The organism is Planctomycetota bacterium (assembly GCA_039819165.1).
In the GTDB taxonomy this organism is placed as follows: domain Bacteria; phylum Planctomycetota; class Phycisphaerae; order Phycisphaerales; family UBA1924; genus JAHCJI01.
In genome coordinates this window covers 1,924,855-1,950,428 of sequence record JBCBSM010000001.1, presented here as the reverse complement: position 1 = coordinate 1,950,428, position 25,574 = coordinate 1,924,855, and the positions used below count along the sequence as shown (strand labels likewise).

The 25,574-nt window shown below is 69.3% G+C and carries 20 protein-coding genes and 1 tRNA gene; 14 read left to right on the top strand and 7 right to left on the bottom strand.

The genetic code is table 11. The features are described from left to right. Positions 1-3: 3 nt before the first annotated feature. On the bottom strand, positions 4-1,509 hold the full coding sequence (locus AAFX79_08480; protein ID MEO1008588.1) for a trypsin-like peptidase domain-containing protein: 1,506 nt from the start codon (positions 1,507-1,509) through the stop codon (positions 4-6). Positions 1,510-1,686: 177 nt separating this feature from the next. Between AAFX79_08480 and AAFX79_08475 the strand changes: the two genes are divergently transcribed. Together AAFX79_08475 and AAFX79_08470 are read left to right on the top strand one after the other, a co-directional pair. After that, on the top strand, positions 1,687-2,415 hold the full coding sequence (locus AAFX79_08475; GenBank protein ID MEO1008587.1) for a type 1 glutamine amidotransferase: 729 nt from the start codon (positions 1,687-1,689) through the stop codon (positions 2,413-2,415). Between the two features lies 1 nt (position 2,416). After that, positions 2,417-3,517 carry a hypothetical protein gene (locus AAFX79_08470; GenBank protein MEO1008586.1) on the top strand — a complete coding sequence of 367 codons (1,101 nt, stop codon included), beginning with the start codon at positions 2,417-2,419 and terminating at the stop codon, positions 3,515-3,517. Here the strand turns inward: AAFX79_08470 and AAFX79_08465 are convergent. Continuing rightward, the gene (locus AAFX79_08465) at positions 3,442-4,662 is read right to left on the bottom strand and encodes a serine hydrolase domain-containing protein (protein MEO1008585.1); all 1,221 of its coding nucleotides are present in this window, start codon (positions 4,660-4,662) and stop codon (positions 3,442-3,444) included. The two genes, AAFX79_08470 and AAFX79_08465, sit on opposite strands and share 76 nt — an antisense overlap. A gap of 100 nt (positions 4,663-4,762) precedes the next feature. On the opposite strand from AAFX79_08465, the gene AAFX79_08460 reads away from it, so the two are divergent. After that, positions 4,763-5,230 carry a DNA starvation/stationary phase protection protein gene (locus AAFX79_08460; protein ID MEO1008584.1) on the top strand — a complete coding sequence of 156 codons (468 nt, stop codon included), beginning with the start codon at positions 4,763-4,765 and terminating at the stop codon, positions 5,228-5,230. 18 nt (positions 5,231-5,248) lie between these two features. Here AAFX79_08460 and AAFX79_08455 read toward each other — a convergent pair whose 3' ends face one another. Then, positions 5,249-6,085, bottom strand: coding sequence for a type II secretion system protein (locus AAFX79_08455; protein ID MEO1008583.1), 837 nt, complete (start codon positions 6,083-6,085; stop codon positions 5,249-5,251). A gap of 149 nt (positions 6,086-6,234) precedes the next feature. Here AAFX79_08455 and rlmN point away from each other — a divergent pair, with 149 nt between their 5' ends. Together rlmN and AAFX79_08445 are read left to right on the top strand one after the other, a co-directional pair. Further along, positions 6,235-7,383 carry a 23S rRNA (adenine(2503)-C(2))-methyltransferase RlmN gene (gene rlmN, locus AAFX79_08450; protein ID MEO1008582.1) on the top strand — a complete coding sequence of 383 codons (1,149 nt, stop codon included), beginning with the start codon at positions 6,235-6,237 and terminating at the stop codon, positions 7,381-7,383. Between the two features lie 3 nt (positions 7,384-7,386). Further along, positions 7,387-9,924, top strand: coding sequence for an alpha/beta fold hydrolase (locus AAFX79_08445; GenBank protein ID MEO1008581.1), 2,538 nt, complete (start codon positions 7,387-7,389; stop codon positions 9,922-9,924). Positions 9,925-9,934: 10 nt separating this feature from the next. Here the strand turns inward: AAFX79_08445 and AAFX79_08440 are convergent, their stop codons facing one another. Next, positions 9,935-11,269, bottom strand: a complete 1,335-nt coding sequence (locus tag AAFX79_08440; GenBank protein MEO1008580.1) for an HDOD domain-containing protein — start codon at positions 11,267-11,269, stop codon at positions 9,935-9,937. Between the two features lie 45 nt (positions 11,270-11,314). Further along, positions 11,315-12,055, bottom strand: a complete 741-nt coding sequence (gene pdxH / locus AAFX79_08435; protein ID MEO1008579.1) for a pyridoxamine 5'-phosphate oxidase — start codon at positions 12,053-12,055, stop codon at positions 11,315-11,317. 62 nt (positions 12,056-12,117) lie between these two features. Between pdxH and dnaB the strand changes: the two genes are divergently transcribed. Further along, positions 12,118-13,827, top strand: a complete 1,710-nt coding sequence (dnaB, locus tag AAFX79_08430; GenBank protein MEO1008578.1) for a replicative DNA helicase — start codon at positions 12,118-12,120, stop codon at positions 13,825-13,827. Positions 13,828-13,875: 48 nt separating this feature from the next. Then, a tRNA-Val gene (locus tag AAFX79_08425) sits at positions 13,876-13,949 on the top strand. A 1,183-nt stretch (positions 13,950-15,132) separates the two neighbouring features. On the opposite strand, the gene AAFX79_08420 is transcribed toward AAFX79_08425, so the two are convergent. After that, positions 15,133-15,558, bottom strand: a complete 426-nt coding sequence (locus AAFX79_08420) for a hypothetical protein (protein ID MEO1008577.1) — start codon at positions 15,556-15,558, stop codon at positions 15,133-15,135. Between the two features lie 746 nt (positions 15,559-16,304). Here AAFX79_08420 and AAFX79_08415 point away from each other — a divergent pair. Continuing rightward, complete coding sequence (locus AAFX79_08415) at positions 16,305-17,258, top strand: hypothetical protein (GenBank protein MEO1008576.1); 954 nt, start codon at positions 16,305-16,307, stop codon at positions 17,256-17,258. Positions 17,259-17,347: 89 nt separating this feature from the next. Here AAFX79_08415 and AAFX79_08410 read toward each other — a convergent pair whose 3' ends face one another. Beyond that, positions 17,348-17,527 (bottom strand): hypothetical protein, encoded by a 180-nt coding sequence (locus tag AAFX79_08410; GenBank protein ID MEO1008575.1) that lies wholly within the window; start codon positions 17,525-17,527, stop codon positions 17,348-17,350. 368 nt (positions 17,528-17,895) lie between these two features. On the opposite strand from AAFX79_08410, the gene AAFX79_08405 reads away from it, so the two are divergent. From AAFX79_08405 to AAFX79_08380, 6 genes are all read left to right on the top strand, one after another. Further along, complete coding sequence (locus AAFX79_08405) at positions 17,896-18,705, top strand: ECF-type sigma factor (protein MEO1008574.1); 810 nt, start codon at positions 17,896-17,898, stop codon at positions 18,703-18,705. After that, complete coding sequence (locus AAFX79_08400; protein MEO1008573.1) at positions 18,680-21,232, top strand: protein kinase; 2,553 nt, start codon at positions 18,680-18,682, stop codon at positions 21,230-21,232. Before AAFX79_08405 ends, AAFX79_08400 begins: the two co-directional genes overlap by 26 nt. A 70-nt stretch (positions 21,233-21,302) precedes the next feature. Next, positions 21,303-22,295, top strand: coding sequence for a GC-type dockerin domain-anchored protein (locus tag AAFX79_08395; protein MEO1008572.1), 993 nt, complete (start codon positions 21,303-21,305; stop codon positions 22,293-22,295). Between the two features lie 178 nt (positions 22,296-22,473). Then, positions 22,474-24,072 carry a GC-type dockerin domain-anchored protein gene (locus tag AAFX79_08390; protein MEO1008571.1) on the top strand — a complete coding sequence of 533 codons (1,599 nt, stop codon included), beginning with the start codon at positions 22,474-22,476 and terminating at the stop codon, positions 24,070-24,072. A 24-nt stretch (positions 24,073-24,096) separates the two neighbouring features. Next, positions 24,097-24,732, top strand: a complete 636-nt coding sequence (locus tag AAFX79_08385) for a hypothetical protein (GenBank protein ID MEO1008570.1) — start codon at positions 24,097-24,099, stop codon at positions 24,730-24,732. A 595-nt stretch (positions 24,733-25,327) separates the two neighbouring features. Continuing rightward, the gene (locus AAFX79_08380) at positions 25,328-25,453 is read left to right on the top strand and encodes a hypothetical protein (GenBank protein ID MEO1008569.1); all 126 of its coding nucleotides are present in this window, start codon (positions 25,328-25,330) and stop codon (positions 25,451-25,453) included. Positions 25,454-25,574 lie beyond the last annotated feature (121 nt).

Sequence of the window (25,574 nt, the reverse complement as noted above, 5' to 3'; positions counted from 1 at the left end):
GAGCTAGAGCCCGGGCCAGGCGTCCGCGAGGTCGCGGGAGATCGGCCGGCGGATGCCGTTCTCCTCGAGCACGTCCTCGGCCGACGCCTTGAGCTCCGACACGCGGTAGACCAGGCGGTCCGATCCGCGGTCGTAGAACTCGAAGACGATGAACGGCTCGGACGAATCGGTGGCGCTCTTGACGAGTTCGACCAGGTGCCGCAGGCTGGTGACCGTCGTGCCGTTGACCGACCTGAGCGTCGAGAAGGGCGCGACGGTGTACGACTGGTTGATGCGGTGGTTGAGCAGGCCGCCCGCGAGCACGACGTACTCGTCGACCTCGGTGTCCTGGTCGGAGTAGGCCAGCCGCGCGATGGGGCTGTTGCGCCACGAGAAGACGTCGAGATTGAGCCGCAGCACGTGGGTCTGGTACACCGGCGTGAACACCAGCGGCCCGTACACGAAGTAGCTCGGGTAGTCGTTGTCGAGCGACGCGAAGATATTGGAGGACTTGCGGACCACGGGCGAGCGGACCTCGATGGCCTCGCCGTCGCGCAGCACGCCCAGCGTCACCGTGCCGTCGTCATTGAGGCCGTGCTGCACGAAGTACTCGAAGTACAGCCGCAGGTCGCCATCGATGGTGACGAGGCCCTGGCTATCGATGTTGCGGCCCGCGATGCTCGTAACCACGTCCCACGACCGCAGCGGGAATCCCTCGTGGGCGCGGTGCACCGCGACGCCGTCGAGGCCGCCGGTCAGGCCCAGCTTGGCGCGGATGGCGTCGTTGACGGTTGTATCGAAGGTCTCGCGGAGGAAGGGCCGGCCGGCGATGGAGCCGTCCCGCGCGTCGTCCAGGAACAGCCGGATCTCCTCGGTCGGGATGACGTAGCCGATGTTGTCGGCCTGGTCGATGCCGCTGAAGGTAAGCCCGATGACCCGCTCGCCGGCGGCCACGGGCCCGCCCGAATTGCCCGGGTTGAGCGCCGCATCGACCTGGATCCGCAGCCCCAGCGTGCCGGGGCGATAGGTGACGAATTCGATCCGCGAGACGATACCCTCGGTGATCGACAGCTCGTCGCCGCCGATGGGGTAGCCGAAGGCGTTGACCGTCTCGCCGATGGCCGGCAGCGCGTCGGCGAATTCGGCGCGGGGCACGCCGGCAATCGCGTCGGGGTTCTCCAGCCGCAGCACCGCGAGGTCGACGCCCGAGTTGCGGGCTTCCACCGTGGCCGCCAGCCGCTCGCTGCTGAGGTAGGGCTGCACGAAGATCTGCTGGCCGTATTCCACGACGTGCGCATTGGTCAGGATGCGGCCGCCGTCGATGACGAGGCCCGATCCCGAGAAGTCCCGCGGCGACTGCCGCGTCCACGGCCGGGTCAGGTCGGGGCCGCGGGCGGTGGTGAAGATCTTGACGACCGACTGCCGCAGGTCGGTCGCGCCGCCGTTGTCGGCCGTTGGGGCCTCGGCGTCCTGCGCGGCGGAGGTGGCCGCGAACCCAAGCACGACGCCGGCCATGACGAGGAGCGCCACCAGGGGCCTCCGGCTCGATAACAACGCTGGCACTCGAACCTCCCGTGTTCGTGCGGCTCGGGGGCAAATCCCAACGTCCGCGTGGGCCGCCCAGAGCCATACCAGAGCGATGCCAGAGGCTATCGGGCTTGCGCCCCCGTGGCTCGGCCGGCGGCCGCCCGTCTAGCATCGCCTCCCATGGCGACGATCATCGTAATCCAGGACGGCGACGACCTCGGCCCCGGACGCCTCGGCATCACCCTGCGGGACCACGGGTACCGCCTTGCCATCTGCCGCGTCGATCGCGATGGCGGCGACGCGATCCCCGCGGATCTCGACGGCGCCCACGGCGTGCTGGTCATGGGCAGTGATGTCGCTCCCGATGCCGACCTGCCCTGGATCGACCGCACACTCGACCTCGTGCGGAAGGCCCACGACGCGGAACTGCCGGTCATCGGCGTGTGCATGGGCCACCAGCTCATCGCCCGGGCCCTCGGCGGCACGCTCGAGCGGATGCCCGAGGTTGCCCTGGGCTTCGACCGGGTGGATATCACCGTGGCGGGCCAGACCGAGACGATGCTCGCCGGCGTGCCCTGGGGCGTGCAGCAGTTCCAGAGCCACGAGTACCACGTGAGCCAGCCGCCCGAGGGCTCGACCGTGCTGGCCTCCGGCGAGCGGTGCCCGGTCGAGGCGTTCCGCGTCGGCATCCGCACCTACGGCTTCCAGTACCACTTCGAGTTCGATCGCCCTGCGATCACCGCGCACGTCGCGGCGCGGCTGGCGAAGATGCGGGAGCGTGGGATGACGCTCGCGTCGCTCGAGCGCGATCTCGACGAGCACTACGCCGCCTTTGCCCGCGCCGCGGATCGGCTGTGCATCAACATCGCGTCCTTCGCGTTCCCGTTCAACCGGCTGCTGGCGGTGTAGCGTGGCGGCCCGGGCGACGAAGCAGAACCCGCGCGGCAGCACGCTGCGGCTCGCGCCGCCGGACGACTACGACCTGGCGCGGGACGTCTGCTCCTACGGCTATTTCCTGCTGGATCCCAACGACTGGGATCCGGCCTCCAAGCGGTTCGCCACCGTGCTCGCGCTGGAGGATGGGGCCGCGGCCTTCGTGCTCCGCCAGCAGCGGATCGGCATGCCGGTGGTCGCGGCGGCGGACCGGATGCTCAGCCGGCGCGAGTCCGCGCGGGCGCGGGGCATGCTGCGGCGGATGCTCCGCCTCGACGAGTCGGCCGAGTCGATCGCGGCATTCCACGACGTGGATCCCCGGTGGCGCTTCAGCGGGCGGGGCCGGCTCGTGCGCTCGCCGACGCTCTTCGAGGACGTCGCCAAGACGGTGACCAATTGCAACGTCCGCTGGCCCGGCACCATCGACATGAACGCGGCGCTGTGCGCCCGGGTGGGCAGCAAGTCGGCGTCGAGCCGGCACGCCTTCCCCACGGCCGAGCAGCTCGCACGCCGCACGCCGGGCTTCCTGCGGTCCCGCTGCCGCGTGGGCTACCGGGACCAGCGGCTGGTCGACCTCGCGAAGCTCTTCGTGCGGGGCGAGATCGACGAGGCATGGCTCGAGGACGCCGCCACGCCCGACGACGAGGTCCGCCGCTTCCTGCTCGAACTGCCGGGCATCGGCCCGTTCGCGGCCAACAACATCATGCAGCTGCTGGGCCGCTACGGACGCATCCCCCTGGATACCGAGAGCGTCCGCCACGGCCGGACGGTGCTGGGCTTCGACGGCACCGATCGGGCGATCATGAAGCGGGTCGAGGAGTTCTACGCCAAGTTCGGCCTTGGCGACGGCGGCCAGGCCTTCCGGAGCTACTGGTTCGATCTGTGGATGCACTACGAGCAGGCCAAGGGGCCCGCGACGACCTGGGAGAAGCGGACGACCGGCCGCGACTTCACGGCCGCCCAGCTCAAGACGCCCCGCGAGCGCCCGAAGCCCCGCAAGCGTCAGGGGCAGCCGAGCGCGAAGTCGTTCGAGAACGCCAGGAAGTCGAAGAGGTCCAGCGCACCGCTGCGGTCGTAGTCACCGGCCTGGGCACCGACGGCGAACGCGACCTGGAACGCCAGGAAGTCGAACAGCGTCAGCCTCCCGTCGGCGTCGAGGTCCGCGGCGCAGGGCGTGCAAGCGCTCCGATCGGCGAGCGCCCGAGCCTGCACGCCCTCGATGTCGGCCGCCAGCCTTGCGAAGCTGTCCTGGACCATGAAGACCCCGCCCAGGATCGGCGCACCGTTGGTGTCCAGCTCCACCCAGGGCGTCCAGCCGAAGGCGCCGGGGCTCTCGACGATTGCCGTGCCGTCCGCCCGATCGAGCACCCAGACGCCCAGCCCGTAGCGACGATCGCCGACGCTCGGCGGTGTGCACGCGAAGGGGAAGTCCGCGGTCTGGTCGGCGAACATGGCGTCGATCGACGCCCGCTCGAGGATCCGCGTGCCCCGGTACACGCCGCCGTCGACGAGCATCCGGATCACGCGGGCGTAGTCCCGCAGCGAGCTCTGCGCGCCGCCGGCGATGCGGGGATTGGTGGTGACGGCCAGGCCGTCGTAGTCGGTGGCGGTCATGCCGAGGGGGATCGCCACGCGCTCGGCGAAGAGCGTGTCCCAGTCCGTGCCGCTCACAACCTCGCACACGCGGCCCGCCACGTGCATCGAGACCCCGCCGTAGCAGAAGCGGGTGCCGGGCATCGCCTCCAGCGGCGTTTCGGCGGCGATCCGGCGGACCGCCTCGGCCAGCGTGATGTCGGTGGCACCGACGAAGGGGCTCTGGCCGGGCAGGCCGGACGTGTGGCTGAACATCTGCCGCACGGTCATCGTGCCCTTGAGCCCCACGAACTCGGGCAGGTAGGTCGCGACGGGCTCGTCGAGGTCGAGCCCGTCGCGCTCCACGCAGGTCATCACCACGATCGCCGAGAGCAGCTTGGTAGCGCTGGCGATCGGGATGGCCGTCGAGGCGTCGTAGCCGCCATAGAACGACTCGAGCGATGGCCCGGGCAGCAGCGGATCCTCGAGTCGCAGGCCGCCCCCGGCGATCAGCGGGCGGGCATCTACGATGGCCCGGGCGGCGGCATCGGTCGCCGCGTAATCGCACGCCTGGCCACGGGCGGCCGGAGCGGCGCACAGGGCGGCGAGGCCCGCGAGCGTGCAGCGGGACGCGCATCGGAGCGAGGTCATCGGGGCCCCCATTCGGTTCCTCCCATTCGGGACCGAGTTGCAACGCCGCCGCCCCGTCCGTATTGCCCCATGCCCGAGTGCCCCAGACCCGGAGACCGCCATGAGCCAGCCCTCGCCCGAAGCCGAAGCCACCATCGTCCAGGGCCTCAACGGCCTGCTCGCCGACGCCGTGGTCCTCCGCTACAAGCTCCAGAGCTACCACTGGAACGTCCGCGGGCCACACTTCTTCGATCTGCACGAGCAGTTCGAGGTGCTCTATACGGCGTGGACGGACCACATCGATGCGATCGCCGAGCGGATCCGGGCCAAGGAGGCCACGCCGCTGCCGACGCTCTCTCGGTGCGTCCAGCAATCGCGCCTCGCCGAGGAGGAGGGCCAGCCCGAGGCCCGCACGATGGTGGAGCGGACGATCGCCGACCTGCTGACCATCCATGCCGCCGCGCGGGACGTCATCGACGCCGCCGAGTCCGCGGGCGACCGCACGAGCGTCAACCTGGTGGACGACATCTGCGACGAGATCGCCAAGAAGACCTGGATGCTGCGGTCCTGGCACCACGGCGCGCCGTAGCGCGCCGCGATTGCGCGTTCAGCGGGGGTCGTTGACCCACCCGTAGCGATAGCGGTCCGAGAGCGTCATCGCCCGCCAGCGGCCGCCGGCGGCGCTGAGGTAGAAGTGGCCGGCGGTCAGGTCTCCCACGTCCAGCCCGCGGTCGTCCTCGGTGGGCGGGGGCGCGATGGCGGCGGCGTGTCCGTCGAGGAAGGCCATCTGCGTCTGCCCGCCGCGGGCGCCGCCGTGCCGCCGCTCGAGCTGGTCGAAGCCCTTGAAGGTCGCCATCTCGTCCCAGGCGTGCGCGAAGCGGAGGTGCTCTTCGACGAACAGGGGCACGCCGGGCAGCGGCTCGAGGGCCGCCCCGTCGTCCAGCCACACGCCCGCTGACCAGCCCCGCTCCCGCGGCTGGCGGTAGTAGGCGAACCGCGTGTGCAGCCCGAGTCGTGCGCCCTCGACCTGGTGCACGAACGCGAAGTCCGTATCGATCTCGGCGTTCGCGAACAGCGACGGCGGCGGGCTGGCCGGCTCGCCCGTGCGGTCCAGCGGCAGCCGGCGTCGATTGATCGCGCACTCCAGCACGCCGCCGTCGGTGATGTACTCGCCCCGCACGAGCAGCCCGGGAAGGGCCCGGTCGCCTTCGATGGTCTTGAGCCAGTCCCGTGCGGTCCAGATGCGGTCGCGATTATCGGTCGCATAGAGGGTTCCGACGGTCGCGAGTTGGCCGAGCCGCTGGAGCGTGACGGTGCTCTGGGCGGTCTGCCGCGCCGACGCGGCCGCGGGCACGATCAGGGCCGCCAGGACGGCGATGACGCCGATGACGATCAGCAGCTCGATGAGCGTGAAGCCGCGGCGGCCAGGTCTGGTCGGTCGCATGCCGTTCTCCCGCCGGCATCGGGCGTCGCCCCGCCGGCACTCCGTGCACCGACCCGTGCTTCGACGATCCCCGGGCGCGACTTCAGGCGGGTTGGCCGGGTTGTCCTGCGCCGCCCTGTGCCGGGGCCGCAGCCCGTACCATGGCGGCAATGGCCGCACACGTGCGTCAGACCGCCGCCCTGCCGTCCGCGGGCGAGATCCCCTCGCCGCTGGGGGCCACCGCCGACGACTGGGTCGCCGCGGTCGGTCCACGCGTGAAGGGCGGCCGCCTGTGGGCGCTGCGGGCCTACCGCGCGTTCTACCGCGAGGGCCGCGTCGACGATCTCGTGTTTGCACAGGTGGGGGCGCCCGCGGTCGGTCCGATCACCCGCGAGATGCGCGAGGACACGCCCGAGGGGCCCATCACCAAGTTCATCCAGCGGCTCGACATCGAGCGGCAGGGCCACGCGCTGGAGACCGAGAGCGTCGTCATCCCGATGATCGGGCGGCGGGGCCGGCTGGCGCACTCGCTGTGCGTCAGCAGCCAGGTCGGCTGCGCCATGGGCTGCGCGTTCTGCGAGACCGCGCAGATGGGCTTGATGGCCTCGCTGACGCCCGCGCAGATCGTCGGCCAGTGGCACGCCGCCCGGCACCAGCTCGGCGCCGATCCAAGCAACCTGGTGTTCATGGGCATGGGCGAGCCGCTGGACAACACCGAGGCCGTGCTGCAGGCCATCGCCGTGCTCACCGACCACAACGGCCCGGGGCTGGCGATGAGCAAGGTCACCGTGTCGACCGTGGGGCGGCTCGACGGGCTCGCGCGGCTCCGCGAGGCGGTGCTGCAGCCGGGCTGGCATCGGCTGGGCGTCTCGATCAGCCTCAACGCGCCCAACGACGCCATCCGCAGCCAGATCATGCCCATCAACCGCGCCATGCCCATGGATCGCCTCCGCGAGGCGCTGCTCGACTTCCCGCTGGGCACCGGCAAGCCCTACCTGATCGCGTACGTGCTCATCCCGGGCCTCAACGACGCGATGGAGCACGCCGACGAGCTGGCCGAGTGGGTCGCTCCGCTGCGGTGCATGGTCAACGTGATTCCCTACAACCCCCGGCGTGATTCGCCCTGGCCCGCGCCCGAGGAATCGAGCGTGGCGCGTTTCGTCGAGCGGTTGTCGTCGCGGGGCGTGTTCGTCAAGCGGCGGCGGACCAAGGGCCGCGGCACGATGGCGGCGTGCGGCCAGCTGGGCAATCCGCGCATCCGGCGACGCCGCGTCGTGGAGCCGCCGGCGATGCCCGTCACCGTGAGCGTTCCCGGGTAGCCCGTGGTCCGCGGCACGGAGCACTGGACGAAGCCCAGGCCCTGGGTCACGCGGCGGCGGCTCGCCATCGCACTGGCGATCTACGCGGTGCTGCTGATCGCGTCGCATGCCGTGCAACGCACCAGCGGCGGCGCGGTGCTGCCGGTGCCACGGCCCACCGGCGTCGTCCAGCTGCCCGAGATGACGGCCGACGGTCCGCACGAGAGCGGCCGCACCATCGATGTCGCGTATATGGAGTGGCGATCGGGAGTGGCGGACGCGCCGCTGGTGCTGCTGGTGCACGGCTCGCCCGGCGACGCGACCAACTTCCAGGCCCTCGCGCCGGTGCTCACCGGCCGGGGCATCGACGCGATCGCCGTCGATCTGCCGGGCTTCGGCGGGTCCGAGCCCTGGGTGGCGGACTACTCGGCCCGCAGCTACGCCCGCACCTGCCTGGCGCTGCTCGACGATCTGCGGGCCCGCGGCGACGTGCCCGAGCGGGTGCACCTAGTCGGCTGGTCCAACGGCGGCTCGGTGCTGCTCAACATGGCCGACATCACCCGCGACGATCCGGCGGCCGTCGATCTCGCCAGCCTCACGCTCATGCTCGCCACGGGCGCGCAGCGGACCGAGGGCTCGGGCAACTTCTACTTCGAGCGGGCCAAGTACCTGCTGGGATTCGCGTCGCTGGTCGCGGGCGTCGAGGCCGTGCCGCACTTCGGGCTGCTTGGGCCCACGAGCTTCCGCCACGCGTTCATCCGCAGCTTCCTGGATACCGACCAGCGGCCGCTCGCGGACGTGCTTCGGACGATGGACGAGCCGCTGCTCATCCTGCACGGCCGCCACGATTTCCTGATTGCGCCCTGGGCCGCCGACGAGCACCACGCCCTCGCGCCCCGCTCGACGCTCGTGATGACCGACGCCGACCACTTCATGCCCTTCCTGCGTCCCGGGCTGGCCGTCGACCACATCGCCGCCTTCGTGCGCCGGCACGAGGATCCCGCGACGCCGGCGGTCCGCAGCGCCGCCGACCTGGCGGTCGAGCCGGCGCTCGACCCGCTGTACCGCGGCTTCGACGCGCTGGGCTCGTGGCTCCGCACCCGGCACTGGACGCTCGAGGCGGCGGTGGTGCTCGCGTTCGCGCTGCTGTCCTGGCGGCTGGGACTCGTGCTGGCGGCGGTGCTCGTGGCCGGCATGCACGTGGACTTTGGCGTCGCGAGCGTCGGCCTGGCCCTGGCGATCGCGATCCGCGGGCCGGGCGTGTGGCGGCGGGCGCTCTGCCTGGTGCTGGGCATCCTGGCGCTCACGCCGGCGTGGATGCTCGTGCGCTTCGGCGGGTGGTGGGCGGTCGAGCAATACGGCACGCCCGCGCTCCTCGCCGTCGTGCTGATCACGATGCCGATGACCTGGGTGCTGCCCCGGCTGTGGACGCGGACCAACCGCCAGCGTCTGCGGGCGGGCATCGGTCGCTGGGCGGGGCACGAGTTCTGGCCCACATGGCTCAACCACGTGCTGCTCGCGCCAACCTACATCCGCCAGTACATCCGCTACGGGCACCCGGTGCTGTTCACGGCCGCCAACCCCGGCATCCCGGGCGCTGGGGGCTTCGTCGGCGAGCGAAAGTCCCTGATCGTGCGCGATCTGGAGGCCGCCGGCGCGCCCGTGCTCCCCGTCGAGCTCATCCCCGCCGGCGGCGACGCCGACGCGCGCGTGCGGTACGCCGAGCGGGCGATCGCCGAGCGGCCCGAACTGGGTGGCTATCCGATCGTGTGCAAGCCCGACGTCGGCGAGCGTGGGCTGGCGGTCCGCGTGTGCGATGACGCCGCTGAGCTGCGGGCCCACATCGAGGGCGTGCCCGCGGCGATCATCCTGCAGCGCTTCGATCCCGCGCCGCACGAGATCGGGCTGTTCTGGGTCCGCCAGACGCCGCCGGGGCGACCCGACGCAGGCGGGCTCGAGGGCGAGATCTTCGCGATCACCCGCAAGGTCTTCCCGCGGATCGAGGGCGACGGCGTGCACACGCTGCGGGAGCTGGTGCTCGACGACGACCGCTTCCGCGTGCAGGAGCCGGTGTTCGCCCGGCGGTTCGGCCGCGCGATCGACCTGGTGCCGCCGCGAGGCGAGGTCGTGCGGCTAGGGCTCGCGGGCAACCACTCGATGGGCTGCCGCTTCGAGGACGCCGCCGAGCTGATCACCGACGCGCTCACGCATGCGATCGACCGCGTCTGCCGACAATACCCCGACGCGGACGGTACGCCCGGCGGGCTGGACATCGGCCGCTTCGACATCCGCTACGCCGACGAGGAGTCACTCATGCGGGGCGAGGGCTTCTCGATCGTGGAGCTCAATGGCTCGTCGGCCGAGGCGACCAACGTCTACGACCCCCGCCGCACGTGGTGGTGGGCCATCAACGTGATGAGCAGGCAGTGGGCCCACGCCTACCGGCTGGGCGCCATGCGTCGGGAGCTGGGGGTACGGCCCGTCGGACCGATCGAGCTGATCCGCATGTCGCGGCGGCACCAGGAGGTCCGCGACGCGACGGAGCGACCAGAGACCGCGTGACGCTCGGGCCCTAGGCCGCGAGCGCCCGCAGGTAGTCGTCCATGCTCTCCATCTCGGTGGAGCTGAGGTCGTTCGGTTCTATGGAGAGCTCGCGGAGCAGGTCGCCCGCGGTCACCGTGCCGATGTGGAAGCGGTGCATGGCCTGCCGCACGCCCCCCTGGTCGAGCAGGTAGGCGACGGCGATGTCGTCCTGCTGGCCGTCGTGCTCCACCTCGAGGCGGCCGCTCTGGAACTCGAACGAGGCGGGGCCCTTGCTTGCCTCCTGGGCGATCTGGGCCTCCATCGATCGCTCGATCTGCTGCATCAGCGTGCGGTGGACCCGCTGCCCGAGCGCTTCGACGTCGTGCAGGCTCTCGGCCACCTGGCCGAAGAAGTCCGCCAGCGTGCGGTACTCGGCGCAGGCGGCAGCGAAATCGTCGCCCAGCTGCGCCCGCGTGATGCCCAGCAGCCGCTCGCCCAGCGACGGCAGCGGCACCGCGGTGCTCTTGGGCGGCACGTGCTCGACGTGCATCGAGCCCACGTAGAACGCGATGCGGTGCAACACCTGCATGGGCTCGTCGGAGGTCGTGTCGTTGGGCGGCGTGTGGTGCCAGACGATGGGCTTGGCCAGCAGATCGGGGATCCGCCACCGCCGGACCAGCGCCCGGGCGACGTCCACGTGCGTGAACGCCAGCGCGTTCTCCTCGGCCTTGAATGCGCGGGACGGCGGATGGTCCGCGGGGCACACTGCGTCGTAGGCCGCCGAATCCTGGAGCACGCGGGCCAGCGGCATGCCGGCGTCCAGCATCAGGCCCACCAGGAACGCCTCGGCGTAGAACTTGGCGTCGAATCGCTCCATGAGCTTCGCCGCGAGGCACGCCCTCAGCAGCGACACGCCCCAGAGCCGGCGGTTGAACTGCGGATCGCCGCCCGAGTCCACCGAACGGCTGAGGTAGAAGCCCAGCGCGAGCGAGCGGATGCGGTTGAAGCCCAGCAGCACCGCCGCCCGCTCGAGGGAGGTGACCGCCTGCCGCTGGCCGAAGAACGCGGAGTTGGCCATCCGCAGCAGCCGCCCGCTGAGCGAGACGTCCGAGCGGATCACGTCGGCGAAGTCGGCCAGGCCGGCGTCGGCATCGGAGACCAGCTCGAGCAGCCGCGCCGCCACCTCGGGCTGCGTCTCGATGATGACCGTGTCGAGCCGATTCACGAGCCGCTCGGTCAGCGCCTCGACCTCGCCGCTCGTCAGGCTGGAACGCACCTTGGCCACGGCCCGCATCTCCCCGGCGTGCCGCACCGCGGCCCACGCTCTACCAAGATCGACGCGGCTGCGGATCGGCTTGCGGGCCTGCACGCGGCTGGGGATCATGCCTATTCGGAGCAGGCGTCGATAACCCGCGCGATGGGCGCTCGGTTAGGGTTGCAAACGGGTTGCCGTCCACGGCGCATCGGGCGTCGGCCGGGTCCAGCGGGCGCGGTCGTGGATGCGGGCCGGGCTGCCGACCCACAGCTCCGCCGCGTCGGCGACTAGGCGGAACCCGCCCCAGTGCGGCGGGCGGGGGATGTCGAGGTCGGCGTCGGCGGGCGGCGGATCGGCCGGATCGATGTCGAAGCGCCGCAGCGATCGCTCGACCTTGTCCAGCAGCGCCGGGCGGGACTCGATCGGCCGGCTCTGGTCGCTGGCCCAGGCGCCCGCCCGCTTCTCCCAGCGGCGGGAACTGAAGTAGGCGTCGTTGTCGGCGTCGCTCAGCCGCTCGACGACGCCCTCCACGCGGGCCTGCCGCTCAACCGCGTCCCAGTGGAAGACCACCGCGGCCCGCGGGTTGGCGGCCAGCTCGCGGCCCTTGCGGCTGTCGTAGTTGGTGTAGAACCACAGGGCGCCGCGTTCCACGTCGATGGTGCGGCACAGCACGATGCGGACCGAGGGATGGCCGTTCGCGCTCGCCGTGGCCAGCGCCATGGCGTTGGGGTTGGGCTGGAGCTTCCGCCGCGTCGCCTCGTCCAGCCAGGCGTGCAGCGTGGAGAAGGGCTCGGCGGGCAGCGCATCGGGCAGCGGCTCGCCGTGCGTCGTGGAATACGCGTGGACAGCATCGAGCGGGCTGGCGCTTGCTGTGGCTTGCTCCTTTTGGGACCGTTCGTCTTGCGTCGAAGCCATGGGCAACGGTATCCTGATTGCCGGCCTCGACGGTTTCGACGGTCTCGATTCTGGAGAACCGCATGGATGCGAATGGGTCTCCCGCGGCGACGCCGCGGCGCGCACGCGGGGGCAATTCGGCCTCGACGGTGGACCTGGCCCAGGTCTACGACAAGCTGCCGCCGCACTCGCCCGAGGCCGAGATGGCCCTGCTGGGGTCGATCATCCTCGACCCGCACACGCTGGCCGAGGTGCTGCCGCTCGTCGCCGACCCGGAGGACTTCTACCGCCAGTCGAACGTCGCGGTGTTCCGCGCCCTGAAGGAGGTCTACGAGCGGGAGCCCAGCGCGGACCTGAACATCGTCGCCGACCGCCTCCGCGAGCGGGACGAGTACGAGGGCATCGGCGGGGCGGCCTATCTGGCGAGCCTGGCCGAGTCGGTCTCCACGCCCGCCAACGCGCACCTGTACGCCAAGATCGTGCAGACCAAGGCGCGGCTGCGGAAGCTGATCGCCGCCGCCAACCAGATGATCTACGAGGCGATGCACGCCGGCCGCGACGAGCCGGAGGAGGCCCGCCAGCTCATCGACCGCGCCGAGCAGGCGATCTTCGAGATCGCCGACGACGACCAGTCGGCCGACATCGCGCGGCTCGAGGAGTTGCTCAAGGCCGAGTTCCAGCGGATCCTCGATCGCGACAGCGGCGCGGTCACGGGGGCGGCCTCGGGCTTCGCCGACCTCGACAACCTGCTCAGCGGGCTGCAGGACGGCGAGATGATCATCCTGGCGGCACGGCCGTCCATGGGCAAGACGGCGCTGGCGCTGAACTTGGCCGAGCAGATCGCACTGGGTGGCGCGCGGATGGAGGGCGGGCACATCACGCCTCGGTCCGCCAGCACGGGCGAGCGCGTGCCCGTCGGCATCTTCAGCCTGGAGATGAGCAAGGCCAGCCTGGTGCAGCGGCTCATCAGCGCGGCCTCGGGCATCGACAGTCACAAGCTCCGCACCGGCCAATTCCGCGATGCCGACGTGCACCGACACATCCGGCCGGCGTGCGAGGTGCTGGAGCACGCACCGATCTACATCGACGACACGCCCGCGCTTAGTGCTACGGCGCTGCGGGCCCGCGCGCGGCGGATGGTGCAGCGGTGGGGCGTTCGGTGCTTCGTGATCGACTACCTCCAGCTCCTGACCAGCCCGGGCCACGGCCGCGAGAGCCGCCAGGTGGAGGTCAGCGCCATCAGCCGGGGCATCAAGGCGATGGCCCGCGAGATGGGCGTGCCGGTGATCTGCCTGGCGCAGCTCAACCGCAGCAGCGAGCAGCGGGAGGGCAACCGTCCCCGCATGAGCGATCTCCGCGAATCGGGGTCGATCGAGCAGGACGCCGACGTCGTGCTGCTGCTGCACCGCGAGGCGTACTACCACCAGGGCAACGCCGAGTGGCTGGCCGAGAACGAGGAGCGGGCCAACGAGGCCGAACTGATCATCGCCAAGCAGCGCAACGGGCCGACGGGCATCGTGCGGCTGGTGTGGGATGACCGCATCACCCGCTTCCGCAGCCGCGCCCACCAGCAGCGTCCGGATGCCTGGGCCTCGGACGTGCCCAGCGGCGTCGAGGCCAAGCCTCCCGCGCCACCCCAGCACCCGGGCGATGAAGGCGGCGATGGCTTCGGATCGGCGTTCGGCGGCCGCCCCTCGACGGCCGATCGCGCCATCGACAATCGCCCCTTCGACGAGCGGACGCCGTCGGGCGGCGATGCGCTCGAGCCCGACGACGACACGCCGCCGTTCTGACCGCGGCGCCCCAGCCCGCGGCGGAGCGATCTAGACTCTGCGGCTACCGGGCGGGTAGCTCAGCTGGCTAGAGCATTCGCCTTACACGCGAAGGGTCCGGGGTTCGAGTCCCCGCCCGCCCATTCGGGTTGGCTGCAATCCGGTGCGAGATTCGGCCTGCCTCGGCACAACTTCTTGCCACGGCGATCCGTGCTTCCGTGTGCCGCCGGAGGTTGCCGCCGCTCCCTGCGCCGCTTCTTGCGCCGTGAGTGCGCCGGATTCTGCGCCGTCGTGCATCGTGGCGGCGCGCTCGAAGTCTTCCTCGCGGACCATGTGGTAATGCTGCTCGGAGATTGCGGCGATTGCGGCGGTGTGGCCCATGCACGCGGTGCAGACCGCCGAGGGATACTCCGCGGCAAGCTCAGGCGCCCGACTCGCTCCGAGAGCATTGAAGAGCCGCGGCCAGGGGGACAGCCAGCGCGGTCAATCAGCGGCAGCAAGTGGGTGCGAAGGTTCGTCCGCTTGGAGTTCCGATAGCGAGCTATCACGTGCTCGGTTTCGTCCTCGGCTGCCGCGAAGGCGTCTACAAGCACGGCGCGCAGCCGGGGGAACAACGGGATGGTGCGCACGCCCTTGCCCGCGTGGGCCTCGGTCTTGGGGCTTCGAACGCGCATCCGATTACGGTCCCAATCCACGTCCATCCAGCGGACGAGCTGCGTCTCGGATGGCGTACGCAGCCCACCCCACCGCGCCAGCGCGATGATGCACCGCCGATCGTGGTCGGCCGTCGTGTCGAGCAGCCGGGCCGTGTCCTCGGGCGTGACGTAGTGCAGACGCTCGGGATTCTGCTGCGAGCCCGCCTTCCCGTCTTCGAAGGGATTTGTGTCGATCCAGCACGAACGGACCGCCGCGCGAAAGACCATCCGTGCGATGCCAGCCTCGCGGGAGACCTTAGCTGGCGCGTACTCGGCGTCCACGAGCCACGACCGCCAGCCCTCGGCATCGCGCGGGCCGATAGCTTCTAGATCGAGGTCCTCGCCGAAGTGCTCGGTGAGCAGGCGGCGGGTCTGGCCGTAGCGCACGACGGTGCTTGAGGAGCGGGCGAACGCACCTCCCGCGCCCCGAGGTAGGATCGGTACTGCACGAGCAATATCGACCTTTCTGGGGGCCGTCACTGACGGAGCACATCGGTCGCGTGCTCGATGGCGATCCAATCGCATCGTCGTCGAATGAACCGAGATCGACGGTCGGGTCGCCGACGCCGCCCAAGCCCTGCTTGACGACTCGTTCCCTTGCCTTCGCGTTCCTCTTGGCGGCGACGGCGAGCTACCACGACCGCGACTGCGATACGTACGCTTTGGAGATGCCAAGGGCTCTCGCGACGCCATCGCGAGTGGCGTCGTCACGATGCAATGCGAGATATGCCGCGATTCTGCGATGGTCCTCGTCGACATCCTCTGGAATACGTTGTGGGCGTCGCTTCCTCTCTCGATCCAGCGGTTCGGATTCGGGGGCGGTTCCTTGCTGCTCCGGCCCGCGCCCTTCCATGGATTGGGTGGCCAGCGTAGATTCAAGAGGCTGCGTCAGCACAATTGCTCGCTCAACGGCTTCGATGTCTGCCTGGCAGAAGCGGAATCCGCGAGGGTACCGCTTGTGGATATCCTCATCGGATCGAACTGCAATGACGTGCATCAAGTCGATGAATGCCGCTATCGCAGAGGAATCGACTCTTCGGCCGGTGGCCATCTGCATGCTCGTGCTGCCGTCTTGATTGGTGATGAACTCGCATGTCGGTTTGCTCGGAAGGCCAGAGGTGCCCAATGAGATCCGAAGATCGTCCCCAACCTCGCAGAGTGGAAGTGGGTGTACCACCTCCCGTCCCTCGGGGTGCGGCCGTGTGCAACCTTGCAGCACGCGGAGATACATCTTGGCCTTCCGATGCAAGTTCCGGGTGAGTTCATCGTCGCGCTTCCATGGTTGTTCAGCGTTCATAGCTCCCGCTGACTACTGGATCGACGCTGCCGCCACCGGTCGCATCCATGCGATCTACTGCAATGTACGGTGCAGGCGGAGATGGAGGGATCTGCCGAGCGCGACGGCCACTTGACCCGTATCCGACAGGGACAAGCGATATCCCGTTCTGCGCATCTCGGACGACGGAGATCGCCTTTCCACCAGTCGATCCAGGAAGCTCCGGATCGCCGCGATGTCGTCCGCCTGGCCTTCTCGGCCAGTTCCCGAGCATGGACAAGGAGACGGGCATGCGATCCGCGTCCGGAGTCAATGCGCGCTCCGAACGGCCGCCCCTAATGAGCGAATATGCGAATCCGATACAATCCACGCTGTATCGCGGCATGAGCCTCCAGCCAGTGCACTTGCGGAGGGTCGATCCACGCACTCCTCCGGTGGGGGAAGCCACGGAACAGCGCTGCCATAGGCTCTGGCACTTCGAATAGGCCCAATCCGGGCATGGCACTTGGTGCGGCAGGAGGACGAACATGTTTCCGGTCGATCCCGCGTCGTTCTGGTCGTTGGTGTTCGGGCAGTTGGTCGGCGCCTCGCCGATGCTGATCGTTGAGATCCTTGGGCTGATTCTTGGATTCGCATACATGCATCGGGCGCACAGAGCGGGCGTGCTCGTCGTCATCGCGTGCGCCGCATCGCTCTTGAACGAGTTCGTGTTTGTCTTTGGGTACGCGTGGTTGTCCCACCGGATGTACACCGAGGAGTTCGTGGTGGATTTTGCTCCATGGTTCACCGCGCTCGCCGTCGGGACGACGTTGATCCGTGCGGGCGCCTTGGGCCTGCTCGTGTTCGCCGCGTTGTCCGGGCGCACCGCTGCCGCCCACCCGCATCACTCGGAGGCAGCAACCGGCGCCAGCACCGGCTTGCCCCCGGGGGTGTCCTCGCGAATCTCCAAGGGACTCTTCCTTGGTTCGATCTACGGGTCGGCGATCGCGGTTTGGGCGACGATGGTTCCGCTGGTCGTGCTGATGGTCCAGAACGACCGGGATGCGGAGAGCGTCCTCCTTGGCCTGTCGTGCTTCGTTGTCCTGCTCACGGTCTACAGCGCGGCGATGCTGATGGTCCTGCTGTACAAGCTGTGGGCAACGATCCAGCCTGCCAGTACGAGCGCAGGAAGAGCAATCGGGCTTCTGTTCATCCCGTTCTTCAACCTGTACTGGGTCTTCCGGGTGTATCGCGGCTGGTCCGTCGAGGCAAACCGCTTCGTCGCGGAGCATGGGGTCGAAGCGCCACGATCGAACGTCGGGCTGGCGACGGCAGTCAGCGTGCTGCTGGTAATCTCGGTGATTCCCTACGCGGGCCTGCCGTTCGGGCTGATCGCATCGATCCTCGCGTTCTTCCACCTAGACCGTGCAATCACGATCGCGAACGCGATCCGTCGGCTGCGGGCTCCAAGCATCGCGGGTGCGGACGTATCCGGGATGTAGCACGCCGGTCCTGGCTTGCATCTGCAATGTCAGGCCAACGGTTTGAACCTGCGAGTTATGTGCCGGGAAGAGGTGGTGTGAATGTCCATTCAACTGATTACGTCGGCACCTTCGAATGCGACCTTCGGCAGGTCGGCGAGCGATGGACCACCGCTCCCGATGTCGTGGATGTAGTTCGCGCCCCGGAAGAAACTCGGGCCGTGCCCCGCCGAGATGAGCCGGACGATGCCGTCGCCGCCTCGCGGCGGGATGGCGATCGCCAGGGTCACGAAGTAGCCCGATGGGAGCTCGGCATGCGGCGTGCCTTTGGTCGCGACAGAAGATCCTGCAGCAGTGCGTCATCGCGGAACACGGCACGCATACGCACGAATCATGGCGGCGATGAGTGCCGGGCCGATGCCGTGGCCGGCAACATCACCGAGCAGAGTGTCTGTCGCGCCGTTCGGAGCATTGAACCAGTCACAGAATTCGCCACCCGTCGCATGGGCGGGCTGGTTCCAGCCGGCGAACACAGGCCCCGGCCGTATTTGGGTTGTTCGCCATGCGATAGAGATCATCTTCGTCGATCACATATAGAAAGCTCCGCAACAAGTCCAGCAGCTGCCGCAACTAGGAGAGTTCGCTCTCCGGCTCGTTGATGCATGCTGCGCTCTATGTTGCCATCGTGGATCGATCTACGGCAAGGACACCGACCTCCAATGGCCGTGTTGGATGGGGTGCCGGCTCGGAATGTCATGGACGCTCCCGCCGTCTTTCGATCGACGCTATGCTGTTGCGGCGGCATGCATGCCAGCCGAAAGCCGAATCCCCGAGTAGACACCGAGTGAGAGAGACCAGACACGTTAGTGCCGAGGCGTTGGTGCCGGACGTCTATGAACGCCTTCGCATGATCGCGCGGCGGGCGATGTCGGGCGAGCGTGCTGATCACACGCTCGGCGCGACGGCACTTGTTCACGAAGCGTACCTCCGTCTGGCCGGGCGTCCGCAGTCGGAAGGCGGCTGGGGCGGAGAAGCCCATTTCTTTGTTGCCGCCGCCGAAGCCATGCGCCGGGTGTTGGTTGATCACGCCCGCGGTCGCGCGCGCCACAAGCGCGGAGGCGACGGTCGATCGGCCGCCATACGGCTGGACATTGCGAAACTGGAAAATCTCTCGATCGCGGCGGCCGAGGCCTCGCCGGAGGAGATCTTGGCCCTCGATGAGGCGTTCTGTCGCCTCGTGCAAGAGAACCCGCGCGGAGCGGCCGTGGTCCGCCTGCGCTTCTACGCGGGGCTGAGCGTGGAGCACGCGGCGGCGGTGCTGTCCATCAGCCCCCGGACGGTGAAGCGCGAGTGGGCCTTCGCGCGGGCGCGGTTGTTCGACCTGCTGCAAGCCGTGCCGCGCGATCCGGCGGACGGCCGAGAGGTTCCGGGGGGCGATCCCGATGGACGAGAGACGGCTGACGATTGATGCCAAGCTGATCTTCGCCGAGGCCATCGAGCGGGCTCCGGACGAGCGTGCCGCGTACGTCGAGCGGGCCTGCGCGGATCGTCCCGAACTGCTCGACTTCGTGCAGCGGCTGCTCAGGGCGCACGAGGATGCGGGCACGTTCATGCGGACGCCCACCGGGGGCGGCGGGCGAAGCGTGGACGTCCCCCCTGCGCACGAGCTCCGGGACGAAATCGCGGGCCAACGCCTGGGGCAGTTTGAGCTCGTCCGACGCATCGGCGAGGGCGCGTTCGGGCAGGTCTTCCTCGCGCGGCAGGTCGAGCCCGTGCGGCGGGATGTCGCCGTCAAGCTGCTGCGTCCCGGGCTCGACTCGCGGTACGTGCTCTCCCGCTTCGAGGCCGAGCGCCAGGCGCTGGCCATCCTCGACCACCCGAACATCGCGCGGCTGCTCGATGCGGGCACATCGGACGAAGGGCGCCCCTTCTTCGCGATGGAGCTGGTCCGCGGCATCCGCATCACCGAGCACGCCGACGCCAATCGACTGAGCATCCGCGAGCGGGTGCGGCTGCTCATCGGCGCGTGCCGCGGCGTGCAGCATGCGCACGATGCCGGCATCGTGCATCGCGACCTCAAGCCGGCGAACATCCTCGTGGAGGTCCGCGATGACCGGGCCACGGCCCGAGTGATCGACTTTGGCATCGCCCGCGCGGTACGGGCCTCGCTCGACTCCACGGCCCAGACGTTGCACGGCCAGATGCTTGGCACGCCGGCGTACATGAGCCCCGAGCAGGCCAGAGGCGGAGCGGACGTCGACACCCGGGCCGACGTCTACTCGCTGGGCTGCGTGCTGTACGAGCTGCTGACGGGCACGACCCCGATCGATTCCATGCAGCTCCGTGGCGCCGCGTTGGGCGAGGTGCATCGCGCGATCACCGAGAGGGAACACGTGCCGCCCAGCGAGCGGCTCGCGGAGCTGGGCGACGGGCTGCGCTCCATCGCAAGGCAGCGAAACGCCGAGAGCAGCGGCATCACCCGCCTCGTGCGCGACGAGCTGGACTGGATCTGCGGCAGGGCCCTGGATCGCGAGCCGCAGGCGCGGTACGCGCACGCCGGGGCCCTGGCCGACGATCTTGAACGCTGGCTGGATGGACGGGCGGTCGACGCGCGGCCCGCCGGCCGACCGATGTCGGCGGCCTCCCGGCTGGTGCGCCGCAACGCGCGGCGGCTGCGGTGGGCGGGCATCGCCGCCGGCGTCCTGCTGGTGGCCGCGGTCTGGGCGACCGGTCGGATTCCCGGCGTGCCCGGCGTGCTCGAGATCGTGCAGCGGGGCGTCGAGGAGTACGCCAGCGGGCGGCGATATGGATTGCCGGAGGGCGCGTGGGTCAACGGCATGCGGACCAACCGTGCGGGCGGGGTGTACTCCCTCGTGGGTGGGGGTCGCCACAACACCGCAGCCTCGGACTACGCGATGGTTGGCGGCGGCACGATGAACAGCGCATCCGGCAACAGCGCGTCTGTCGGTAGCGGGCGGGGCAATACCGCGAATGGGGAACAGTCCATCATCGCGGGTGGCATGCAGAACACCATCAACGGCGATGCATCGTTCGTCGGCGGCGGTAGGAACAATCATGCATTAGCGCGCGCCACCACAATCGCCGGTGGCCAGTCCAACAACGTGCACGGGCCGGGCACGACGATCGGTGGTGGCCAAAGCAATCAGGCACACGACATGCGCGCGACGATAGGTGGCGGAAGCCGAAACATCATTGGCAAGCTTGATGCAGACTTTCGCGGCGCAGATGGTGCGACCATCGCCGGTGGGATCGGCAACACCGCCTTTGGCAACCTGGGTGCGATCGGCGGTGGGTACCAGAATCAGGCCATCGGCAGCTACGCCGTCGTTGCTGGTGGGGGCGAGAACGTCGCGGGAGGCGACTCTCGATTCGACGGCGCCTTCGCCGCCGTCCCCGGCGGCGCACGCAACAAGGCTGCGGGCCTCGGCTCGTTCGCGGCCGGCGTGGCCGCCGAGGCCATCGACGACGGCTCGTTCGTGTGGGCCGATTCCGATCGCTCGATCTTCGACAGGCGGCGGCCCACCTTGCTCGGCGAGACCGTTCCCCTCGTCTCGCAGGGCCGGGGCAGCTTTACCGCCCGAGCCCGCGGTGGCTTCCATTTCTTCACGGGCATGGGCACCAAGGCGATGCTGCGGCCGGGTGCCGGCTCGTGGAGCCAGCACCTGGCCGAGGGCTCCCAGCTCGACCGCCGGCCGGTCGACCCATCGAGCGTCCTCGATGCGGTCGCCGGCATCGAGATCGCCCGGTACGCCCGCGAGGGGCAGGACGACATCGAGCACATCGGACCGACGGCCGAAGCACTCGCCACCCTCGGTCTGGGCCGAGACGGCCACGTCGCGTCCGGCGATCTGGACGGCGTGGCGCTCGCCGCCATCCAGGGGCTGCTCGAACGACTGGAGGGTCAGCGGGCGCTCGTCGATCGGCTGGAGGCCCACATCGTGGATCTTGAGCGGAAGCTCGACGAAATGCGCTAGCGGCGTGGCCCCTCATGGTCGCGGCCGACGCCTCTTGGATCGACCCCAGTGGAGACCCAGGAGGAACACGATGAACGATCCGAAGTTGCTGGTAGGCCCACTCGCCGCGGTGCTGGCGTGCGCGGGCTCGGCGGTTGCGCAGCAGGGCGTGCTGTTCGCCGCTCAAGAACAGCCGGGCTGCGCCACGGCTGCCCTGCCCACCCTCGTCTTCGATGACGATGCGTGGCGGGTGCTGTACGCCAAGCCCTGGTGCATCCCGCCCGGCGGCGCAGGCCAGCTGTGCGCCTGTCCGACGCGGGCGCTCGCGGTCGACCAGGATCTCGAGCGCATCTATTTCGCGCTGGGCAGGGGCGACAGCATCGCGTGGTGGGACAACGCGGCGGGCAGCTACGGCTTCGCGCCGGGCAGCCTGCCGGCGCCGGTCGAGTCGCTGGCCTTTGCCGAGGGCAACCTGTACGGCATGACCGGCGGCTTCGGTCGCGGGCGGATCTTCCGCATCACGCCGGGATCCACCTCGGCGGTCGAGATCCTGGACATCGGCACGGACCTGGGGATCGACGACCTGAGCTACAACCCCGGCGACGGGCTGTTCTACGGCTTCAATCAGAACACCGCGTCCCCCGGCGGCGCGGGCGTGTACTCGATCGACATCCTGGGCGACGGAGCCGTCGAACTCGTCGCGCCCACGCCCGAGAGCTTCGTTCGTTTTGCCACCGCCGTCTGGGGCGACGACGTGTACGCGATCCGCGAGAGCTCGGCCTTCCCGTCGTACCGGGGGAGCATCTCGGCCGGCGGCGACTGGGAGGCCTTCACGCCATCGCCGAGCCCGGGTTTCGCCGGCAACATCGTCAGTTCCGCAGTGGCGGGGTGGCTGGCGCCGCCGTTGGGCAGCCCGTGCCCCGCCGACCTCGACGGCGATGGCGTGCTCACGGTGTTCGATTTCCTCGAATTCCAGAGCCTGTTCGCCATGGGCGACCTAGCTGCCGACTTCGACGGCGACGGCGATTTGACGATCTTCGACTTCCTCGAGTTCCAGAACATCTTCGCCCTGGGCTGCCCGTAGCACGAGCCTCTCTTGGGCAACGCGGTCGGCCGGCGTCCCAGAGCCGGCCGACCGCGTTTTTTCTACGAATCTCCTTCGTTGTGCAGGATTCGTGGCCTCCGATGGATCGGCGCATCGCACCTTGTCTCGCGAGGACGGACGCCGGAGCCTCACGGGACATTGGAAACAGAGAGAGAACATGAGAAAAACAAGCCGCGCCACCATTGCCGCCTTCATGGGGGCCGCCAGCGGAGCCCATGCCCAGTCCATCGTCGACCCGGGTTTCGAGACGGCAGGATCGACCGGCCTGATCCCGGACGTTCCGGGTGTCTGGGGCATTGATCCCGGCAGCTCGGTTGGGCCCACGCTGGGGGTCACGCCCCTGGTCGGAGACAGGATGCTCCGCTTCGAAGGCACGCTGCCGGTGTGCACGCCACCGTTCCGTACGGATGGCATCGGCGGCGATGTGGGGCAGATCGTCGACCTGTCGGCGTTTGCGGACCTGATCGCGACGGGTCGAGCCGTCGCCAGGTTCTCGATGGCCTTCAACCGCGTCGCGGGCGACGCGGACACCGACACGGAGTTCGGCGTCTTCGTCAACGTGCTGGATGGCGATCCAAGCACCTTCCCGATCGCGTGTGACAGGACCCGCGTGGACTTTCTGGCGAGCGCACAAACCAGGATCATCACCGACGGCGACCCGTCGACCTGGGAGCGGGCCGAGGTGCAGCTGGCACTCCCGCCCGGGGCGACGTTCCTCACGGTCACCGCATCGGCCATCGAGAACGTCCTGGACGGCGCGCGCGGATCAGAGTTCGACGGCCACTTTGCCGACGACGGCGTGCTGGTGGTCGAACCCTCGGACGGTCCGTTCCTGTACAGCGTGGACGTGCTCGCCGGCACGCTTGTGCGGATCGACGCGACGACGGGCATTGTCGATGAAGTCGCGGACTATCCGGTCGACGGTCTCATCCCGGACATCAACCAGGATCTCGCCTCGATCTCGGGTTGCTTGGCCGGCGTGAGCCTGAGCAACACACTTCCGGGGCCGCCGCTCCTTACGCTGGTCCATCCGGCGGTCGATACCCCGCTGGTGTCGCTCCTCCCGATCACCTCGGGCAGCACGATCGGTGTGGCGGAGGGCCTCGCCTTCGATGCATCGAGTGGCTCGCTCGTGCTGGCGAGTTCGCCGAGCACGACCTTCAGCAACGGCCTGTTCTCGCTGGGGCTCGATGGCGTCGCCACGCCCATCGGCTTGGTCCCCGGCGGCAGCACGCTGGACGGCGGAGAATTCGACGGCCTCGGCCGAGGCCTCGACGGCCTCGTCGCGGCGGACGGCCAGGGCACGCTGAACGCGGAGTTCTACGAGGTTGGCCTGGATCCCATCACCGTGGCCGGGATCGGGTTGTTCTCGCAGACGACCGAACTCGGTGGGTCCGTCGGCGACCTCACGGTCGTTGGCGAGGGCGACGACGCAACGCTGTTCGCCATCGGCTTCACACCCCCCTTCCCAGACGCGGGCACGAAGCTCTACGCCTTCGACATCCGGCCGGATGGCACGCTCGCGCTCGAGTCGGTGCGGACCCTCTCCGACACCATCATCTACGACGGCCTGGCGCCCGTGCTGCCGTGCGTGATCGACTTCGAGCCCGACTGCGTGCTGGACATCTTCGACTTCCTGGCGTTCCTGAACCTGTTCACGAGCGGTGATCCGGCCGCCGACCTGGACGCGAACGGCATCCTGAACCTGTTCGATTTCCTGGCGTTCCAGACCCGGTTCGCCGCGGGCTGCGAGTAGTTCAGCACGAGAAGAGACGCAACGATGAAGCAGACGACCACAGCAAGCGGCGCGGCAGCACTGGCCGTTGCCGCGGCCGCCGCGGCCGGCCCCGTCACCATCGACTTCGAGGGCCTGGACCAGCCCGGCATCTACGCCGGCGCGGGCTGGGACGGCATGAACACCGTGGCGATAGACGACCTGTTCGCCGGCGCGGGCATCGACTTCAACGGCACCGCATCGGGGTGGAACCACGACGCCGTCCTGCCCGGGCTCGCGGGCGCCGACGGGGGAGTCAGCCTGGTCAACGCCTTCCGGACGGCCGGCGTGGATACGTTCACCACAATCGAGATGTCCGCCGTGGGCACGACCTGGGACGCGTTCGAGGTGCTTGCGCTGACGACCTCCGGCGTCACGATGTCGGCCCTGGACAGCTCCGGCGGCGTGCTGGAGACGATCGATCTCGGCATGACGCTCGGCTCGGGCGCGCCTTGGCAGACATTCGCATTCTCGGTGGGCGGGATCGCGAGCGTGGAGATCTCCGGTGCGGGGGGCGACGTCCTCATCGACACCATCCGATACGAGCCGGTCGAAGCGGTGCTGATTCCGCTGCCGGGCAGCGGTGTGCTTGGCCTGGCGGGACTCGGGGCGATCTGTTTTGGCAGTCGGCGACGCTACTAGGCGGAACGCCGATCGAAATGCCATCGGCGTATTCATGATCCTCTAGAGTGGCCGCTAGGCGAGATCTTGATTCCGCCGCCAATCGCCAGGGTGATCGTTGAAACCACGCCGAGCACAGATATGTCGTATCGCTACGTGCTAGCGAGCAGCGATGAGCCGCGCCACGGTCGCATACTCCGCGGCCGAGCATGCGCCGGATTCCGCGCCGCACTCGAGCTTGGATTCAGTTTTCGTCGGGGAATCATGGGGTAGTTCGAGTCCCCGCCCGCCCATTCGGGTCGATCGCCATTCGATGCGGAGCCGCCGGCTCGCCGCGCCCTTGGATCAGTTGCGTCGGCGGCGTCGAGTGGCGACGAGGCCGGCGATGGCGGCGATCGACGCGGCCCCGGGGCCGGGATGGCGGTGAATCGCGCATCCGTGCACTCGGCGTCGAACACGAGGGCGCCGCCGCTTCGGCAACGCCAGCTATCGGCTTATTGGACGCCCAGCAACCACCGAACCGGATCGATCGGGATCCGCCGGTGCCTTTGCCACCCGCATGGTGGAGCCGTGAATCTGATTCCCCGATAGCCGGTCGGGATCGGGAGGCTCCGGCATGGCTACATCATCGAACGCTGGCGAACTCCACGTGCTCATCATCGATGATGACGCGGACCACTCGGAGCTGACCAAGAACGCCGTACGATCGGCGCTCCGCGAGACCTACCCGACCTCCGGGTGAACGCCTACCACTCGCCCGCCGAAGCGCTCGCGTCGGTGCCCACCTAGCGCACGATCATCCTGTGCGACTACCGCCTGGCGACCGAGACCGCCGTCGACTGGCTGCCCGACTTCATCCGCGC